The sequence below is a fragment of the Ereboglobus sp. PH5-5 genome, assembly GCF_029504805.1.
GTDB lineage: Bacteria > Verrucomicrobiota > Verrucomicrobiia > Opitutales > Opitutaceae > Ereboglobus.
Window position 1 is genome coordinate 1 of sequence record NZ_JAQFIT010000003.1, and the last position, 14,042, is coordinate 14,042.

At 61.2% G+C, this 14,042-nt stretch carries 15 protein-coding genes; 14 read left to right on the forward strand and 1 reads right to left on the reverse strand.

Annotated elements, in window-relative coordinates:
- The first annotated feature begins 509 nt into the window (after positions 1-509).
- The 6 genes from M2103_RS02235 to M2103_RS02260 all read left to right on the forward strand — a co-directional run bounded on the left by M2103_RS02235 (position 510) and on the right by M2103_RS02260 (position 6,502).
- Entirely contained in the window at positions 510-815 is a 306-nt protein-coding gene (locus M2103_RS02235; RefSeq protein WP_277508475.1) for a hypothetical protein, read from the forward strand.
- Positions 816-823: 8 nt separating this feature from the next.
- Positions 824-1,471, forward strand: coding sequence for an ATP-dependent Clp protease proteolytic subunit (locus M2103_RS02240; RefSeq protein ID WP_277508476.1), 648 nt, complete (start codon positions 824-826; stop codon positions 1,469-1,471).
- Positions 1,472-1,697: 226 nt separating this feature from the next.
- Complete coding sequence (locus tag M2103_RS02245) at positions 1,698-2,423, forward strand: ATP-binding cassette domain-containing protein (RefSeq protein WP_277508477.1); 726 nt, start codon at positions 1,698-1,700, stop codon at positions 2,421-2,423.
- A gap of 92 nt (positions 2,424-2,515) precedes the next feature.
- Positions 2,516-3,232, forward strand: a complete 717-nt coding sequence (locus M2103_RS02250) for an ABC transporter permease (RefSeq protein ID WP_277508479.1) — start codon at positions 2,516-2,518, stop codon at positions 3,230-3,232.
- 31 nt (positions 3,233-3,263) lie between these two features.
- Positions 3,264-5,180 (forward strand): GldG family protein, encoded by a 1,917-nt coding sequence (locus tag M2103_RS02255; RefSeq protein ID WP_277508480.1) that lies wholly within the window; start codon positions 3,264-3,266, stop codon positions 5,178-5,180.
- A gap of 218 nt (positions 5,181-5,398) precedes the next feature.
- Positions 5,399-6,502, forward strand: coding sequence for a DUF4340 domain-containing protein (locus tag M2103_RS02260; protein ID WP_277508481.1), 1,104 nt, complete (start codon positions 5,399-5,401; stop codon positions 6,500-6,502).
- Positions 6,503-6,649: 147 nt separating this feature from the next.
- Here the strand turns inward: M2103_RS02260 and M2103_RS02265 are convergent, their stop codons facing one another.
- Positions 6,650-7,369 carry a lipoate--protein ligase family protein gene (locus M2103_RS02265; RefSeq protein WP_277508482.1) on the reverse strand — a complete coding sequence of 240 codons (720 nt, stop codon included), beginning with the start codon at positions 7,367-7,369 and terminating at the stop codon, positions 6,650-6,652.
- Positions 7,370-7,438: 69 nt separating this feature from the next.
- Between M2103_RS02265 and M2103_RS02270 the strand changes: the two genes are divergently transcribed.
- The 8 genes from M2103_RS02270 to M2103_RS02305 all read left to right on the forward strand — a co-directional run bounded on the left by M2103_RS02270 (position 7,439) and on the right by M2103_RS02305 (position 14,027).
- Positions 7,439-8,563 carry a mannose-1-phosphate guanylyltransferase gene (locus M2103_RS02270; protein ID WP_277508483.1) on the forward strand — a complete coding sequence of 375 codons (1,125 nt, stop codon included), beginning with the start codon at positions 7,439-7,441 and terminating at the stop codon, positions 8,561-8,563.
- Between the two features lie 7 nt (positions 8,564-8,570).
- On the forward strand, positions 8,571-9,296 hold the full coding sequence (ung, locus tag M2103_RS02275) for a uracil-DNA glycosylase (RefSeq protein WP_277508484.1): 726 nt from the start codon (positions 8,571-8,573) through the stop codon (positions 9,294-9,296).
- Positions 9,297-9,322: 26 nt separating this feature from the next.
- The gene (locus M2103_RS02280) at positions 9,323-9,709 is read left to right on the forward strand and encodes a DciA family protein (protein ID WP_277508485.1); all 387 of its coding nucleotides are present in this window, start codon (positions 9,323-9,325) and stop codon (positions 9,707-9,709) included.
- A gap of 113 nt (positions 9,710-9,822) precedes the next feature.
- Entirely contained in the window at positions 9,823-10,518 is a 696-nt protein-coding gene (locus tag M2103_RS02285; protein WP_277508486.1) for an SDR family oxidoreductase, read from the forward strand.
- A gap of 33 nt (positions 10,519-10,551) precedes the next feature.
- Positions 10,552-11,688, forward strand: a complete 1,137-nt coding sequence (locus M2103_RS02290) for a carboxymuconolactone decarboxylase family protein (protein WP_277508487.1) — start codon at positions 10,552-10,554, stop codon at positions 11,686-11,688.
- Positions 11,685-12,239 (forward strand): flavodoxin, encoded by a 555-nt coding sequence (locus M2103_RS02295; RefSeq protein WP_277508489.1) that lies wholly within the window; start codon positions 11,685-11,687, stop codon positions 12,237-12,239. The genes M2103_RS02290 and M2103_RS02295 overlap by 4 nt, the downstream gene beginning before the upstream one ends.
- 6 nt (positions 12,240-12,245) lie before the next feature.
- Entirely contained in the window at positions 12,246-12,923 is a 678-nt protein-coding gene (locus M2103_RS02300) for a dihydrofolate reductase family protein (protein WP_277508490.1), read from the forward strand.
- A gap of 192 nt (positions 12,924-13,115) precedes the next feature.
- Positions 13,116-14,027 (forward strand): AraC family transcriptional regulator, encoded by a 912-nt coding sequence (locus M2103_RS02305; protein ID WP_277508491.1) that lies wholly within the window; start codon positions 13,116-13,118, stop codon positions 14,025-14,027.
- Positions 14,028-14,042 lie beyond the last annotated feature (15 nt).

A 14,042-nucleotide genomic window follows, 5' to 3' on the forward strand; every position in this document is an offset into this window, starting at 1 on the left:
GTCTTCGCAAAACTCAAAAGCGACGTGCGCAAAGCCTCGCCACGCGAGCATGAGAGCCTGATCAGGGCCGTTGCCGCGTCGGTGCGCAGTTTCACAGCGCGCCAATGCAACAACTTCTTCGCCCATGCACATTATGCGACTAATTAATTAGGAATTGCTCTAGCTTAGCCGACGTTTCGGCAACAGCCGAAAAAACGCATGCAAGTCGCTCGCGCCTCAACAAACGCGGCAAAGCCGGGCAGGATATCCTCCCCCTGAACCGTATCCGACGCGGAAACCAGAACGCGACTTGCATCGCGGTGGCGCTGCTTGCCTTGCGCTCGGAGTTTCCCGCCCGAGGGCCGCGCAAGCGCAGAAAAGTCTTTTCTCACTCCGGCGCTAAAAACATTCCGCCCTCATGCATCGTGACGTTCATGCTCAAACAAAAGGGGATAATCGAGCCAGGCCAAACCAGACAACCCGCTCCTTTCAGGCGCTTCGGGCGCGCGCGGCCAAGCCATCTCTGGCAAATGGACATCAAGGGCTACTCCTCCATTCACTGCGGCTCGCGCGGCCATTCGAGAACCATCGTCGCCGGCCACTACCGCTATCCGCCCGGCCTCTTCGCATGCGACAATCAGGCCGGCGCCACCATGAAAGCGTCCCTTGCCTCGGTGTTCAGCCGTTACAGGCTGCCCGAATGCATCCTCCGCGACAACGACCCGCCTCGGGGTAACGTCGGCGCGGGACATGGCATCAACCCCGCAGTGCTCGCCCCACCCCGCCCAACCGTTGATTTTTTCTACTGGCAAAACGCGCAACTGAACGCACTTTAATCCGCAATATGTCCACACATCACTTTCAGAATACCGCACCAACCGCACCGGCCCCGCGCCTCGACGACGACGACGAAATCGAGGAGGCTCTGGCTCGCAAAAACGCCGCCCCCGTGGCCACGCTCATCCAGAAAAAATTCCTTGAGCAGCGAAAAATCTTCCTCTGGGGCCCCGTCACCGACGAGTCCGCCAAGGATCTCACCGAAAAACTTCTTTATCTCGAAGCCGACGCCCCGGGCAAGGAAATCACCTTCTATATCAACTCCCCCGGCGGAATCATCACCTCCGGCATGGCCGTTTACGATACGATGAAGCTCATCTCGTCGCCCATCACGGTCGTTGTCACGGGCATGGCGGCATCGATGGGCTCAATCCTCCTGTGCGGCGCTCCCAAGGGCCGCCGTTTTATCTATCCGCACGGCCGCGTGCTCATCCATCAGCCGCTCATTTCCGGCCGCATGATCGGTCCGGCAACAGACATCAACATCCAGGCTCAGGAAATGGAAAAGACCCGCGCCGAGCTGAACAAAATCCTCGCAGAGTCCTCCGGCCAATCGCTCGAAAAAATCGACCGCGATACCGACCGCGATTTCTACCTCAACGCCCAGGAAGCCATCGCCTACGGCCTCGTGGATAAAATCGTGGACAAAATCTGAGCAACTAGAACGACACTCTCATTCCCACCCAAAGCGCATCCGAGCCCGTTTCGGATGCGCTTTTTTTGCGCGCCGCAACTCAACACAAACACATACTCCCGCCCCCGCCCTGCCCGGCGGCGGCGCTGAAACAAAACACACGCAAAAAAAAGACTGGATTGTTTTCGCGCGCGCTTTTTTCAATTTGGCTTTCTCGAAACTTTATCTCCCTTCTCGCAATTCTCCCATGATTGAAGTCAAAGGTTTGGTGAAAAATTTCGGCGCGAAACGCGCCGTGGACAACATCAGCTTTAGCGTCCGGCGCGGCGACATCGTCGGCTTTCTCGGGCCAAACGGCGCGGGGAAATCCACCACCATGAAGATGATCACCGGCTTCATCACGCCGACCGCCGGCACCGCCATTGTGGACGGGCACGACGTGCGCCGCGACCCCGTGGCGGTCAAGCGCGTCATCGGCTACCTGCCCGAAAGCGCGCCCGCCTACGGTGAGATGACCGTCGGCGAATTCCTCGGGTTCATCGCGGACGTGCGCGGATTTCGCGGCGCGGATGCGCGCGCCGAAAAAGTGGAGCGCGCCATCCGGCTCACGCATCTCGAAAGCGTGTGTCACCAAACCATCGAGACGCTTTCCAAGGGCTACCGCCAGCGCGTCGGCTTTGCGCAGGCGCTCCTGCACGACCCGCCGGCGCTCATCCTCGACGAGCCGACCGACGGGCTCGACCCGAACCAGAAAAACGAGGTGCGCGCCCTCATCAAGTCGATGGCCTCCGAAAAAGCCGTGATCCTCTCGACGCACATCCTCGAGGAGGTCGAGGCCATTTGCACGCGCATCATCATCGTCTCGCAGGGCAAAATCGTCGTCGATGAAACGCCCGCGGAGTTTCGCGCGCGCCAACCCGGCGCGCGACTGGACGAGATTTTCCGCTCGCTCACCGTTGGCGACATGGCGTGAGCGTTTCCCCCGTTTTTTCCCGACGCGAAAAAACAAATTCCCGACCATTCCCTCCCGCAGCCTTTTCCAACAACCCATTATTTCGCCGACTCATGATCTGCACCATCTTCAAACGCGAATTCCTCGGCTACTTCCGCACGCCGGTGGCTTATGTGTTTCTCATCGTGTTCCTCACGGCCTCGGTAGGGCTGGCGTTTTTTCTTGGAAACTTTTTCAAGAACAACGCCGCCACGCTTGAAAGTTACTTCTTGTTTCTGCCGTGGCTGTTTTTGTTCTTCGCGCCCGCCGCCGGCATGAGGCTTTGGGCGGAGGAAAAACGCTCCGGTTCCATCGAGCTGCTGTTCACACTGCCCGTCACCACGACGCAGGCCGTGCTCGGAAAATATCTCGCGGCGTGGGCGTTTCTCGCGCTCGCCGTCGTGCTCAGTTTTCCAATGGCGCTCACGGTCGGTTATCTCGGCGACCCGGATTGGGGCGGCGTGCTCACGGGCTATGTTGGGGCGATTTTCATGGCGGGCGCCTACCTCGGCATCTGCTCGCTCACCTCGGCGCTCACGCGCAACCAGGTCATCAGCTTCGTCATCAGCTTTGTCGTTTGCCTCGTGTTTGTGTTTCTCGGCTGGAGCGTGTTCAACGGCGCGCTCGGAGCCGTGCTGCCCGTCGGGGCCGTCGATTTTGTGGCGAACTGCGGCTTCATCCCGCACTTCGATCCCTTCATGAAAGGCATCATCGACCCGCGCGACGTCGTCTACTTCCTGTCGGTCGCCGGCATCACGCTCTTCATCAACGTCGTCGTCCTCGAACGCTGAACCGCCAACGCAAACCCATTTTTTCCGCGCCATGAAAATCGGAAACAAACTCGTCGCCGTCGCCCTCGTCATCGTTGCGATCATCCTCGTCAACTTCATCGTCTCGCGGCTCCCGCTGCGCGTCGACGCCACCGCCGGCGGCATCTACACGCTCTCGCCCGGCACCAAGTCGCTCCTCTCGAAAATCGAGACGCCGCTCGCGCTCGACTTTTATTTTTCGCGCGACGCCGCCGGCCTGCCCACCTCCTACAAAAACTACGCCTCGCGCGTGCAGGAGCTTTTGCGCCAGTATGTCCGCGCCTCCTCCGGAAAAATCACGCTCAACATCATCACGCCGCAAGCCGACACGCCCGAGGAGGAGCGCGCCGCCGCCGCGGGCCTCCAGGCGCAAACCATCAACGCCACGGGCGAGACGATCTACTTCGGCCTCGTCGCAATCCAGGCCGACCAGGAAAAAAACATCCCCGCCTTCACGCCGCAACGCGAGGCGTTCCTCGAATACGACATCTCGCAACTCATCCACGGCGTGCAGCTCGTCAAAAAACCGCGCCTCGGCCTCATCAGCAGCCTGCCGCTCGCCGCGCCGCCGCCAAACATGATGATGCTCCAGCAACGCCAGCGCATGCCGCAGCCGCAGTTCGTCTACACCGAGTGGTCGCGCAACTGCGAGATCGTCACCATCGACCCCGCGACCACGCCCGAGCTGCCCGCCAACCTTGACGCGCTCGCGATCATCCACCCGCAAGGCATCCCCGACAAACTCCAATACGCAATCGACCAGTTCATCCTCGCCGGTCACCCCGTCCTCCTCGCGCTCGACCCCTCCTCGCAACACGCGCGCCGCTCCACCAACCAGCAGGCCATGATGATGGGCATGCCGCCGCAGGACATCTCCAGCGACCTGCCGCGCTTCCTCAAAACATGGGGCGTGACCTACGACCCCAACCGCATCGTCGGCGACAACAAACTCGCCACCACCATCCAGACCGGCCGCGCCGTCGAGCGCTACCCCGTGTGGCTCACCCTCACCGCCGAAAACCTCAACCGCGCCGCGCAACCCACCGCGCAACTCAACACGCTCCTCTTCGCCGAACCCGGCTCCTTCGCAATCGACACCGCCGCCACCGGCCTCACCGCCACGCCGCTCATCGAAACCACCGACCAGGCCGGCGACGCGCAACGCGACGCGCTCCAATTTGCCCAGCCCGGCGAAACCGCGCGCCTGCTCACCCCGAGCGGAAAAAAAGTCCTCGCCGTCCAGCTTACCGGAAAATTCAAAACCGCGTTTCCCGACGGCGCGCCCAAGAAAACCGACGCCAGCAACAAGCCGGATGACGCCGCAGCCAATGCGTCCGCCGACAAACCCGCCGGGCAAGACGCCGACGCCAAAACCGAACACCTCGCCGAGGGCTCCTCGACCGTCATCCTCGTCGCCGACACCGACTGGCTCTTCGACGACTTCGGCCTGCGCAAGTTCAACTTCCTCGGCACCGAGGCCGTCGAGCCCTTCAACAACAACCTCGCCTTCGCGAGCAACATCGCCGACATCATCGCCGGCTCCACCGACCTCGTCACCCTCCGCGGCAAAGGCGCCGTCGAGCGCCCCTTCACCGTCGTGCGCGACATGCAGGCCGCCGCCGAGAAAAAATACCAGGCCAAGCTCGCCGAACTCGAAACCCGCATCACCGAAGTGCAGGGCAAGCTCGGCGAACTCATGGGCCGCACCTCCGAGGGCAACCGCCTCGTCGCCACGCCCGAAATCCAGAAAGCGATCGAGGACTTCCAAAAACAGGAAGTGCAGATGCGCCGCGAACGCCGCGAAATCCGCCGCTCCCTCCGCGAGGACATCGACGCGCTCGAATACCGGCTCGCCGCCATCAACATCCTCCTCGTCCCCGCGCTGATCCTCGCCGGCGCATGGCTCTTCCAACGCGCCCGTCGCAAATAAACCCCCGCGCCGATTTAATGATATTCGTAAAACACAGTGCCAGTTCTTTGGAGTGCGGTGGCAGAGCGAAGCGGCGACATCGCTTTGAGCGAGTTGCGCCCGGTGAAAATCTTACGCTGTTCAAAGCGGTGTCGCCGGTCGCTTGCGCTCTCTCTGCCACCGCACTCCAAATGGCCTCTTCATCCTTGTAACTTTATTCCGCGAAACTCAGTAGACCAATGAAACTCAAACCGCTCGTCATCACAGTCGCCGTGCTGCTCGTGCTTGCCGGCATCACATGGATTGCCACCCGCCCGCCCGCGCCCGTCACCGCCGACGCCCGCGTCGGCAAAGCGCTCGCGCCCACCGAAAAAATCGCCCGGGCCGCGCGCGTCGTCATCACCGACAACGGCAAAAAAATCGAACTCGCGCGCGGCGCCGACCAGACCTGGCGCAACGCGAGCTATTACGACCTCCCCGTCGATTTCCCCAAGCTCACGCGCCTCGTCTCGGACCTCACCGGCGCAAAAATCGAGCGCTTCGTCTCGGCCGATCCCGAACGCGTCAAGCGCCTCGATTTCAACGGCGCGCAAATCGCGTTTCACGCCGCCGATTCGATCGCCGACGCCGCGCCGCTCTACTCGATCGACATCGGACGCACCGCCGACAACGGCGGCCGCTTCGTCCGCCACACCGGCGAAACCAAGGCCTACCTCGCCAGCTTCAACCTCTGGCTCGACACCGAGCCGAAAAACTGGGCCGACAGCGCGCTCGTCCCGCTCAAGACCGCGGACATCGCGAAAGTCGAGTTCACCTTCCCCGACGCCCCGCCGCTCGCCTTTGCCCGCAAGGAAAAGACGGAACCCTTCGCCCCCGACCCCGCGCGCGAAGGCTGGAAAACAAAAACCTCCGCGCTCGACAACCAGCTCAACACACTCACCACGCTGCGCTTCCGCGACACCGTTGACCTCGGCACCCCCGACGCCGCCGAAGCCAAAAAATACGCGCGCACGGTGACCCTCACCGCCTTCGACAACCGCGCCGTCACGATCACCATGGGCCGCCGTCCCGCCAAAACGGTCCCCAAGCCCGCCGCGCAGGAACCAAAACCCGACGCCGCAACCGGCGGCACGACCGGGCCCGAAACGGAAACAATCCCCGCCGGCGCGGTGTATATCCAAATAACGGATGCAAAATCCGATTCCCCGGTAAACGCCCTCATGCAAAAACGCGCCGTGGAAACCTACGACCACGTCTTCACCGGCCTCCCCGCCGCGCCCGGCGACCTCCTCGAGAAAATCCCGGAAGACACCCCGCCGCCGACCTCGGATAAAAAAGAATAAGACCAGCGTCCTTAAACAGCCTACAAATGCGGCTTATTCTTTAGGTCCCGACAATGGAAGGACGGTTTCGCCGTTGCCAAGCGCAGGCGACATTTGCCAACCGCCGCGTTTGTCTTTCTTCATTTCCCGGCACGCCCGTCCGGCGTTTCACCGAAACGCATTCCATTCAGTCGAGGAATACTGCTCGGTCAATCCATCGACCTCGTGCTCCGCGAAATCGGGCCACGGCGTCTCGACGGCCTCCGCGCACATCGCCTTTGCAAGTCTCCCGATAAATTCCATCTTGAACGCATCCCAGTCCAATTCCGCCGATACCGTCGCGCGCGCGATCGACCCTTGAAACAACATGCCCTCCTTCGCGCGCTTTTGCGCCGCGCCCGCAATCTTTGCGCCCGTGTCCAAATGGATCACATCGTAACGCTCCGGACGCTCGAAGCACACCGTCGGCAGGCCCTCGCCTTCCGCCGCGGCTTCCTTTTTCAGGACAACATTCTCGCCCATCGCCGCCAGCGCATCCGCGATGCACTCGTGGACGACGCGATATGACTCGGGCGCGGGCACCTCGCAAAGCGCGTGCTCGCGCGGAATCACAAGCGCATACGTCCAGTCCTCCCGGTGATCGACAACCCCGCCTCCCGTCGCGCGCCGGCAAAGGTCAAACGGCCCCTCTTCCTCCGGCGGCAGTTGCGAGCGCACATATTCGAGCTTCTGGCTGTATCCAAAAGTGAACGCCGCGCTCCGCCAGCCATAATGACGGAACCGCGCATGCCCGCGCTCCGGGTAGCGTTTGAGCAAAAGAAAATCCGCGGCCATGTTTTCGGCCGCGCCGCCCGTGCGCATGGGAAGAATATCCAAGGTAATCGTCATGACGGAATCATGAAAAACTTTTCCCCGGCGTGAAGAGCCAAAACGTCGGGCAACTCGAACAAAAACACATTGCCCAAAACCTTCGTCACGCACACGGTCGTGCCCATGCCTCAACATTTTGCCGTCATCATTGCCGGGGGAAAAGGAGAGCGTTTCTGGCCGCAAAGCCGCGAACGCCGCCCTAAACATCTGCTGCCCATTGTCGGCGACAAGCCCATGCTCGCGCAAACGCTCGATCGCATTCGCCCGGTCGTGCCCCCAAAAAACACGTTCGTCATCACCAGCGCCGCGCAAGAAAAGGCCGTGCGCCAAGTGTGCGGGCAACTGCCACGGGCAAACATCGTGGCCGAGCCCGTCGGTCGAGACACCGCGCCCGCGGTCGCGCTCGCGGCGGCGCTTGTCGGGGCGCGCGATCCGCGGGGCGTTTTTGCCGTGCTGCCGTCCGACCACGTGATTCCCGACGCGAAGGTGTATCTGCGCGACCTGCGCGCCGCCTTTGCCGCGGCGGAGGCGGAACCCGTCCTTGTGACCATCGGCATCAAGCCGACGATTCCGGAAACAGGCTACGGTTACATTCAGCTCGGCAAGGACTGGAAAAAGTTTGGCGGCGCGAAGTTTTCCCGCGTGAAACAATTCAAGGAAAAACCCCCGCTCAAAACCGCGCGGCGCTATGTCGCGTCGGGCGATTACGCGTGGAACGCGGGCATGTTTGTCTGGAGCGTGCCGGTTGTTGAAACAGCCTTTGAAAAACACGCGCCCGACTATTTCTCCGCGATGAAGCCGGTGCGCGACGCGCTCGCGAAGCGCAAGCCGATCGGCGCCGCGCTGAAAAAAGTTTATTCGAAAATCGAAAAGCTCTCCGTCGATTACGCGCTGCTGGAAAAGGCGGACAACGTCGTCGTGCTGCCCGCGTCGTTTTCGTGGGACGACGTCGGCTCGTGGTCCGCGGTGCAGGCGCACTGCAAGCTCGATGCCGACGGCAACGCCCTGCGCGGCCCCGCGCTCGTTGAGCAGGGGCGCGGCAACATTGTGTTTTCGGAAAGCGGCCACCTCACCGCGTTGCTCGGCGCGGACGACATGATCGTCGTGCACACAAAGGACGCCACGCTTATCGCGCCAAAATCAAAAGCGCAGGAAGTCAAAAAACTGGCCGCCCGCATCGGGAAAATGAAAAACGGCCAAATGTGGCTGTAATCAATTCATGCTTCCTGAAATTCCCGAGAACTGGCGCGACACGCTTGGCGATGTTTCACAAGAGCAGTGGTATCGCGGACTGGATGCGTTTCTTGACGCCGAAATCGCGGCGGGACGCTCGATTCTGCCCGCGCGCGAGGATGTGTTCAACGCATTGCGCCTCACACCGCCCGGCGGCGTAAGGGTGGTGCTGCTCGGGCAGGACCCGTATCCAACCCCCGGACACGCTCACGGCCTGTGCTTTTCGGTGCGGCCCGACGTGCGCCCGCTGCCTCGCTCACTCAACAATGTCTTCAAGGAACTGCGCTCTGATTTGGGCGGGGAAAATTTTCAGCCGCCCGCGCACGGCTGTCTGGAAAGCTGGGCGAGGCAGGGAGTGCTCATGCTGAACACGGTGCTGACAGTGCGCGCGCGCGAGGCAAACTCGCACCAAAAACGCGGCTGGGAGATTTTCACCGATCGGGTGATCGCCGCCGTCAACGCCATGCCAGAAACGGTCGTCTTTGTGCTGTGGGGCAACCAGGCACGCGCAAAACGAAAGGCGATCACCGGCGCGCAACACCGCATCGTGGAAAGCGCGCACCCGTCGCCGCTGTCGGCGCGGCTGTTTTTCGGATGCCGCTGTTTTTCAGCGGTCAACCGGCACCTCGTCGAGGCGGGGCGGCCCGCGATTGACTGGTGCCTGCCGGACACGCCGGAAACCGCGAGCAAGGGTTTGCTTCCGGGGTTTTAATGTGCGTGAAATTACGGACGAAACCCATGCCAAACGAACCTCACCAGTTCAGCCGCGCCGCACAGGAGTTGATCGGGAGCTTTCGAAAAATTCCCGATGAAACTCCAAGGAAAATGCGCATACGCCCGACAAAGGACATGGGCGGACTGGTTCAGGACTTGCTCGTAAAATACAAAATCGGGATCGAGTCGGAGGAATCCGTGATCCGCGAGCACTGGGCGGAAGTCGCGGGCCCCGCGAACGCGCACTATTCGCACGTGAGGGATCTCGACCAGCGCGGCTGCCTGACCGTGCTCGCATCGCACGCGGTGGTGCGCAACGAGTTGTTTTTGCATCGCAAAATGCTGCTCCAAAAAATCCAAAAACTGCCCGGCTGCGCGAAAGTGAAGGCACTGACCATCCGCGCGGGCTGACACAATGGCGCGCCCCGCGACCACGTTTGCCGTCGCGCACTTTTGCGCAAAATCGCAACAGTCGCAGCAAGATCGCGGGCGCGGATTTTTGAATCCGTGTTATTTTGCTGCGCATGAACTCAGGCAATATTCACGGCAAAGTCGTTTTAATCACAGGCGCAAGCAGCGGGATCGGCGAAACCACCGCGCGCCTCCTCGCCAGACAGGGGGCCACCGTCGTCCGCGACGGCGGCGTTGCGTCCTGCCACGAGGTCGATGTCACACAAAAAGACCAGGTGGAAAAGATGATCGCCGCCGCGGCCGCGCAACACGGTCGCATCGACGCGCTCGTCAGCAACGCCGGCCTCATGGCGCTCTCGCCTATCGCGTCGGGCAAGACCGGCGAGTGGGACCGAATGATCGACCTCAACATCAAGGGCATGCTCTACGGTATCGCCGCGGTCTGGCCGGTTTTCGAAAAACAAAAATCCGGCCACTTCATAAACATCGCCTCAATCGCCGGCCTCAAAGTCGCGCCCGGCAACACCGTCTATTGCGCAACGAAACACGCCGTCCGCGCGCTCAGCGAAGGGCTCCGCATGGAATCGCGCGGGAAGTTTCGCGTCACCATTGTCTCCCCCGGTTACGTCGAGTCCGAGCTCATGTATGGCACGTCCGACGAGGCCACGCGCAACGGCGTCGTCGAGGCCTACAAACAAAACGCCATCCCCGCCGATTCGATTGCCGGGGCGATCCTCTATGCGATTTCCCAGCCGGACCACACCTCCGTCAACGAAATCGTTGTCCGGCCCACCGTGCAGGAATTCTAAAAACAATTCGACCATCCGCTCATCTCTCCCGCCATGAAACACATCACCCTCGTCAAATCACTCGCGCTCGGACTCGCCCTCAGCGCGCTCGGACTCGCGGGCATCACGAAAGCACAAACCATGCAAAACGACGCAACCCATTTGGACGCCAAACAACGCTCGATCGCCGAAGTCGCCGCGCTCACCGCGAGAGGCGATCTCGAAAAACTGAGCCCCGCCCTCGCCAAGGGACTGGACGCCGGCCTAACCATAAACGAACTCAAGGAAGTCCTCGTCCAAATGTATGCCTACACCGGATTCCCGCGCAGTTTGAACGGCCTGCAAACACTCATCACCGTCACGGAAAACCGGCGGCAATCCGGCATCGCCGACAAAACGGGAAAAGACGCCACGCCCCTGCCCGCCGACTTGGACAGGGACAAATACGGCGCGGAAACCCGCGCGCGACTCACCGGAAAACCACCCGCGCCCGTGACATCCGGCCCGCAGGCATTCGCGCCGATCATCGACACGTTTCTCAAGGAGCACTTGTTCGCGGACATCTTTGCGCGCGACATCCTGGGCATGCAAAGCCGCGAAATCGCCACCGTGGCCGCGCTCTGCGCATTGGGCGGCGTGGATCCGCAACTGCGCGCCCATCTCGGCGCCTGCATGAATGTCGGGACAACCCGCGCGCAAATCGAAGACCTGATCGCAACCATCGAACCTTCCATCGGAAAGCCCAATGCCGCCAACGCGCGCCGCTTATTGAACGACATCAGTCCCAAGGCCGCCACGATTTTTCCGCCGGGCGACAAAGGTTCGCCGAATTTCTTCACTGGAAACGTCGCCGTGCGCCCGCTTACGAAGGCCGATGGCGTCAACAAATACTCCGTCGGCAACGTCGTCTTTTCGCCCTCCGCGCGCACCAACTGGCACACGCATCCCGACGGGCAAATCCTGCTCGCGATCGCCGGACGCGGTTGTTATCAGGAACGCGGCAAGCCGGTCCGCTGGCTGGGCGCGGGCGACGTCGTCAACATTCCCGCCGGCGTGGAGCACTGGCACGGCGCCGCGCCCGGCAGCGAGTTCACGCACATCGCCCTCAGCAACGAATATCAAAACAGCGCCGTCACCTGGATGAAACCCGTGACTGACGAAGAATATAAAACCGCCACCTCCAAAAAATGAAACGTCTTACAATCCTCATCGCATTTCTTCTTATGACCGCAAACATTCACGCGCAGGAAAAACCCGCCGAAGACAAAATCCTAATCGCCTACTTCTCATGGAGCGGCAACACGCGCACCGTCGCCGGACAAATCCAAAAAACCGCCGGCGGCGACCTGTTTGAGATAAAAACCGTCAAGGCCTACCCGACGGTGTATCGCGAGTGCACCGCCGCCGCCAAAAAGGAGCAGCAGGAAAACGCCCGCCCGGAATTGTCAACCAAGGTCGCCGGCATGGACGATTACAACATCATCTTCGTCGGTTACCCGAACTGGTGGGGCACCATGCCGATGCCATTGTTCACGTTTTTGGAATCGTATGATTTTTCCGGAAAAACAATCATCCCGTTTTGCACGCACGAGGGAGGCCGGCTGGGCCGGAGCGCAAACGACATTAAAAAACTTTGCCCCAAGGCGACAGTCCGCGAAGGTCTCGCCATAAGCGGCAACGTTGCCAGGCGCGCGCAAAAGGAAGTCGACGCCTGGCTCCGCAAACTTGAAATAAGCAAATAAGAAACAATGAAACCCCTCATCATCTGCCACATGGTCTCGACCATTGACGGGAAAATAAACGCCGACGCCTTCGACGGCATCGCAAATGACAGCGACTACGAAACCACCGCCGCGAAACTCAAAGGCGACGCATGGATTTGCGGACGCGTCACGATGCAACACTTCGCGAAACGCAAACCCTTCGCCCCCGCGTCGGGCAAACCCGCCGGGCCGCAACCGGTGTTTGTCGCGCGCCGCGCGAAGTCCCACGCCATCGCCGTCGACACGCACGGAACGCTGAACTGGCGCGGCGGCGATCTCGATGGCGAGCATCTCATTTGCATCGTGAGCGAGCAGGCGCCCGCCGACTATCTCGCCGACCTCCGCAAAAAGAAAATCTCCCACATCGTCGCCGGACGAACGACTGTGGACCTGACGCGCGCGGTCGGGCTGTTGCGAAAACATTTCGGCATACGCCGCCTGCTCCTCGAAGGCGGCGGGCACATCAACGGCGGATTTCTCGCCGCCGGATTGATTGACGAGCTGAGCCTGCTTGTCGTGCCCGGCATCGACGGCCGCCACGACATCCCGACGGTTTTCGACGGCATGAAACCGGCAAAAAAGAAAGCCGTTCCGCTCAAGTTAAAATCCGTCGAGCGCCTCAAGCGCGGCACCCTCTGGCTCCGCTACAAAATCGCGCGGTAACACCCCGGCACCGGCAGGGAATTTAAAGATTCTCCCTTTCCGCAAAGCAGGCGTTTGCGGGCGCATCCGATCCTACACGGGGCGCGCCGCGCAAATGGCGCGCCTTGCGTCTCCCGGAGTTCGAAAATCATCGCATATCCGTCGCGCCGAATCCAGTTGCGGCGGCCCGCTGCGCGGCTATGCTTTGGCTCAATGCCTGTCCCTGTTTCCACATCGGCCGAAAGTTTCCTCAGCGCCCACATCCATGGAAAAGTCCTCGCGGCGAACAAGGGCGATGCGTGGCAGGGCGTCAAGGCGGTGATCACTGAGTCCACGGCGTGCGGCGAATTGCTGGACATTCCCCCCGTGAGCGAACCGTATCTCGTGTGGTTTATTTCGGGCGAATCCGAGGTTCACGACCGCGAAAAAGGCGGCCCCTGGATCAGGAGCATTGTGAAAAAAGGCTCGTTTTTTCTCTCCACCGGCGGCGAGCCCTACGACTGCCGCTGGCGCGCGCTGACACCCGAGCCGCGAGTGATCATGCACGTTTTGCTCGACCTTTCGCTGATGAAAAAAGCCTACGAGGAGGTCTATGGCATCGACGCCACGCACGCGCGCCCCCGCGACGTGTCGGGCGGCGAGGACAGTCAGCTAAACGCACTCATGGAGCAACTGCGCGACGAGCTGACGCGCCGCAAGGCGAGCCGGCTTCTCGTCTCGGGAATCGCGCAAGCGGTCGCCATTCACCTTGTCCGCAAATACTCCGCGCTCACGCAGCAATCCAACTCGACCGGAAGCCCCTCGCTGCCCGGCTTCAAGCTGCGCCAGATCACGGACTGGATGAGCAAAAACCTCGCCGAGGAGTTTGACCTCGCGACGCTTTCCGAAATCGCGGGCCTGAGCAAATTCCACTTTCACCGCCTCTTCAAGAAGGCCACGGGAAAAACGCCCTCGAAGTATCATATTGATTTAAGAATGAGCATGGCGCGAAAGCTGTTGAGGGAAACGCGGCGGAGCGTCGTGGAAATCGCGCTCGAGGTGGGCTACGCAAACCCGAGTCATTTCGCAAAAATCTTCCGAAGGGAAACCGGATTGTCCCCGAGCGACTACCGGCAGTTGCGATAAGTTTTTGAGACCGCG

Bases quoted from the DNA above. Each gene is read 5' to 3' on its own strand.
- M2103_RS02265 (WP_277508482.1), bottom strand. From the start codon at position 7,369: ATGACGATTACCTTGGATATTCTTCCCATGCGCACGGGCGGCGCGGCC.
- M2103_RS02245 (WP_277508477.1), top strand. From the start codon at position 1,698: ATGATTGAAGTCAAAGGTTTGGTGAAAAATTTCGGCGCGAAACGCGCC.
- M2103_RS02290 (WP_277508487.1), top strand. From the start codon at position 10,552: ATGAAACACATCACCCTCGTCAAATCACTCGCGCTCGGACTCGCCCTC.
- M2103_RS02240 (WP_277508476.1), top strand. From the start codon at position 824: ATGTCCACACATCACTTTCAGAATACCGCACCAACCGCACCGGCCCCG.
- M2103_RS02250 (WP_277508479.1), top strand. From the start codon at position 2,516: ATGATCTGCACCATCTTCAAACGCGAATTCCTCGGCTACTTCCGCACG.
- M2103_RS02260 (WP_277508481.1), top strand. From the start codon at position 5,399: ATGAAACTCAAACCGCTCGTCATCACAGTCGCCGTGCTGCTCGTGCTT.
- M2103_RS02280 (WP_277508485.1), top strand. From the start codon at position 9,323: ATGCCAAACGAACCTCACCAGTTCAGCCGCGCCGCACAGGAGTTGATC.
- ung (WP_277508484.1), top strand. From the start codon at position 8,571: ATGCTTCCTGAAATTCCCGAGAACTGGCGCGACACGCTTGGCGATGTT.
- M2103_RS02305 (WP_277508491.1), top strand. From the start codon at position 13,116: ATGCCTGTCCCTGTTTCCACATCGGCCGAAAGTTTCCTCAGCGCCCAC.
- M2103_RS02285 (WP_277508486.1), top strand. From the start codon at position 9,823: ATGAACTCAGGCAATATTCACGGCAAAGTCGTTTTAATCACAGGCGCA.
- M2103_RS02300 (WP_277508490.1), top strand. From the start codon at position 12,246: ATGAAACCCCTCATCATCTGCCACATGGTCTCGACCATTGACGGGAAA.
- M2103_RS02235 (WP_277508475.1), top strand. From the start codon at position 510: ATGGACATCAAGGGCTACTCCTCCATTCACTGCGGCTCGCGCGGCCAT.
- M2103_RS02295 (WP_277508489.1), top strand. From the start codon at position 11,685: ATGAAACGTCTTACAATCCTCATCGCATTTCTTCTTATGACCGCAAAC.
- M2103_RS02255 (WP_277508480.1), top strand. From the start codon at position 3,264: ATGAAAATCGGAAACAAACTCGTCGCCGTCGCCCTCGTCATCGTTGCG.